Annotated in this window: 2 protein-coding genes; both read right to left on the minus strand. The window is 67.5% G+C overall.

The features are described 5' to 3' along the window. Positions 1-970 precede the first annotated feature (970 nt). Positions 971-2,272 (minus strand): M48 family metallopeptidase, encoded by a 1,302-nt coding sequence (locus tag ACWDA7_RS51495; protein ID WP_450614970.1) that lies wholly within the window; start codon positions 2,270-2,272, stop codon positions 971-973. 795 nt (positions 2,273-3,067) lie between these two features. Beyond that, positions 3,068-3,250, minus strand: a 183-nt coding sequence (locus ACWDA7_RS51500) for a carboxymuconolactone decarboxylase family protein (RefSeq protein ID WP_450614972.1), incomplete at its 5' end; no start/stop codon positions are given.

Below are 3,250 nucleotides of genomic sequence, written 5' to 3' on the forward strand. Positions count from 1 at the left end.
GACGGCACGCGCACCTCCAAGCTTTGCCGTACAAAACCGGGCTGGTTTCAACCCGGCTGGTGTTGATCGTGTAAGAGCTGCTGGTCGCTGACCCGGAGCCAACGTGAGCCAGGAATCCCCCTGCTTGAGCTGGGGGAGGATTCAATGACATCCCTGCACAGTCGTTTGCCGTGCCGCAGCCGGGCGGAGCGAGACGGTTCGAGATCTATCCTGCCTGCCCACTGCACCCGACGGACGAAGGGTGACGTCTTCTCGCCGGTGGTCGTGGGGCACCTGTGGGGCCAGGGCTCTGAGCGAAGGGAGCGGCCCAGCTCAAGCGGGCTTCTCTGCGCGGCCTGTAAATCTGCCGGCTCAGCCTTCCCAGGTTCGAATCCTGGCGCCGCCACGCTAGTGGGAATCGGCCCCTGACCAGCAAGTCTGGTCGGGGGCCGCTCTCGTTCTCGGCTCACGTGAGTTCCCACCGTTTCCCCGGTGCCCCCGCCCGTACCGGCACGGTCGTGGCACGCCCGGTGACCTTGATCACTGGCCGGCTGGCTGCCAGGGCCGCCCCAGGGAAGTGCGTGCTTGTTCGACTGATCGCCGTTCACAGCAGCGGTCGTGCCCGCCGGGGGGACTCGATCGTCCTCCGCACGGGACTCGGCGACCCCGACGACAACCGGTGGTGGCAGTTCTCTCGCCGCTCCCGCGCCTGACCGGTGAGGTCGGGTATCCGGACCCCGGCGTATGTGCCATCGGCAGACAGTCGTATTGACGGCTTTCAATCAAGTGTTTGCCGGCGGTGGGGCGGCGAGTAAGGGCCGTGTCCGGCTCACCGTCTCCTGGTGGGAGTGGTGAGCCAATACTCTCCCGTGCGGCGGTCTGGCGTAGCTGGCCCTGTCATCTGCGTGGAGGTCCGGGCCAGTTGTCGTCGTCTGTCGATGTCGGTTCGGTTCGTACGGCCCGGTGACGGTCCCGGCTTCGGGTCAGGGGCCTAGCCGTCGAAGCCGTCTCGGACAATGCGGCGGGCCACCGTGACGCGGGCCCCGGCGAGTTCAGCGTTGATCCGCCGTTGCCGTTCGTCGTCTGTAGCCACGGAAGCGGGTGCGGGCGGGCCGACGAGCAGGCACGTACGTCTGAGGTGTGTCGGCGGGTGGGTCGCGTCGACGCTGTGCCCGCGTCGAACGCCGACACGTCGCTGCCGCTCGTACTCGTACTCGGGGATCGATGCCATGTGTGCTCTGAGCCGTTCCCAGATTTCCTCCGGCTTGGCCTCGACCGTGCGGGCGCCGCGCGGTCCGGCGAGGGCGGTCTGGCTGGCCTCCCGCCGGAGGGCGACGGCGGCGGAATCCGTGACCAGCAGCCGGTCCATCAGGCCCACGGCCGCCTCGGTGGACGCCGCGCGGGCGGCCTCGCGGTCGGCAAGGTATTCGGCTCGCTGGGCGGCCCGCAGCGTCAGGTGGTCCAGCAGCGTCAGCGCGCCCTGGAGGAGCAGTCGGGGCACGATGTAGAGCAGGTTGACGAGCATTTCGACGGCGGACGGCTTGGCTGTCGGGGTGAAGTAGTAGTGCCAGGTGGTCAGCGAGCGGTACGCCGTTGACAGCACCAGACTTTGGTGTGTGTCGCCGTTGCTGTAGTGGGCGAGTTCGTGGCCGAGCAGTGCGATCCTCTGCTGCGGCGTGAGGATCTCCCACAGGGGCAGCCCCAGCGTCAGCAGTCGCCGTCCGCGCACGCCATGGGTCATGACGCTCGCGTTGACCTGCGCGTTGACCCTGACCTGGTCGACACCGCGGGTGCCGACCACCCGGGCGACCTCGTCGAGCAGTGCGTAGAGCTCGGGCGCATCGTCACGGTGCAGTACCGAGTCTGTCTTGGGCAACCGCGCGGCCCGCGGTCTGAAGGGCCACGCGACCCCGAGGAGGAGTAGTCCCAGCACCATGCCCATGCCGCCCCATCCGCGCACCAGCCACCAGAGCCCGCCGAAGACGAGGGCCACGGTGACGCCGTGTACGGCGAGTGCGATGGCGAAGGCGAGCAGCGAGGAGGCGTCGCGCCGGGCGCGCAGGCTCCCGCCGGCCGTCACCTGTGCCAGGAGCTTCTCGCCGTGCCGTCGCGACAGGGCACGCCGCGCTCTGTCCAGCCGGTCCCGCTCCTGAGGCGGCGTTTCCGGGTCCACGTTCCAGTCACAGAGCGCGCACCAGACGACGTATCTGCTGTCCGCGCGGATCTCGGCCCCACACTCCGGGCACGACCGAGAAATCTCCTCGGCGGTGCGCACGGCTGCGCCCTCCCCCATCCCCGTGACCCCTCCCCAGAAGCCTGTCCATGAGACTCCGAGTCGATCATTGGAGGCCGCTTGCGTAAAGGCCGATCGTGGCGGTTGGGTCCGTCCGTGATTCAAACGAAACCGTCCAGCTCAAGTGGGTGATCGGGGCCGTCTCACCCGTTGCTCGGCCGAGTTGCCGAGCCGTCTCCGCAACGCTCGCGTCAGCTGCTTGCGGCGGTGCCGCTCCATCGGCGTACACGTACCAGGTGGCGGCAAGTTCCCCGTCAGCCCCGGCTACGACTGGTGGTGGTGCTTACGCACGAGCGGCGGCAGCACGCTCCGCTTCGTAGCACAGTCCGCATGTCATTCGTCTGGCTTCGGGCATAGGGGTGGAGGAGCCGGGCGGGCTGGGAAGCGGGTCGCTGGTGACATGCAGGTGCCCGCCACAGATCCCGGCCCCGCACCGAGCGCAAGCGGCTACAGCAATAGGCGCGCTTGGCGGGACGGTCGAAGCACGACTCTCGGCAACGCAGTCAAAGCAATGCATGACGGCTTGCCTTTCTGGGTCATGAAGCCTTGCCGATCCCAATATCCTAGGCTCGGCTCCTCTAGGGCGCGCTTTAGGTCCGTCTTTGAGAAGTCACGGACTATTGTCCGACTTGGGGAAGGTCCGATCTCCAACCACTGGAAGTAAGACCCCAAGAGGTTTCAGAACGTTCTGCCAGTCGTGACTCTCTTGTCCAAGCTCTGCTGCAGCACAACCAGGTCACCGACCTGGTGAATGCGTCCCCGCCCCTACGTGCTCGAGGCGAGGTCGGAAAGGGCTCACTGGGCGTTGCCCTGCTCGGCCTGGTCGAAGAACTTCATGGCCATGAAGCCGTGCGCGTAGCTGCCACCTGCGCGCAGTGCTGCGGCGATCATGACGGTCTCCGCCAGTTCCTGCTGGGTCGCGCCCGCGGAGTGCGCGGCCTTGGTGTGCGCCTCGATGCAGTACGCGCACTGGGTGGT

It is taken from the genome of Streptomyces sp. NPDC001156 (genome assembly GCF_053598275.1).

Bases quoted from the DNA above. Each gene is read 5' to 3' on its own strand.
- ACWDA7_RS51495 (WP_450614970.1), bottom strand. From the start codon at position 2,272: ATGGGGGAGGGCGCAGCCGTGCGCACCGCCGAGGAGATTTCTCGGTCG.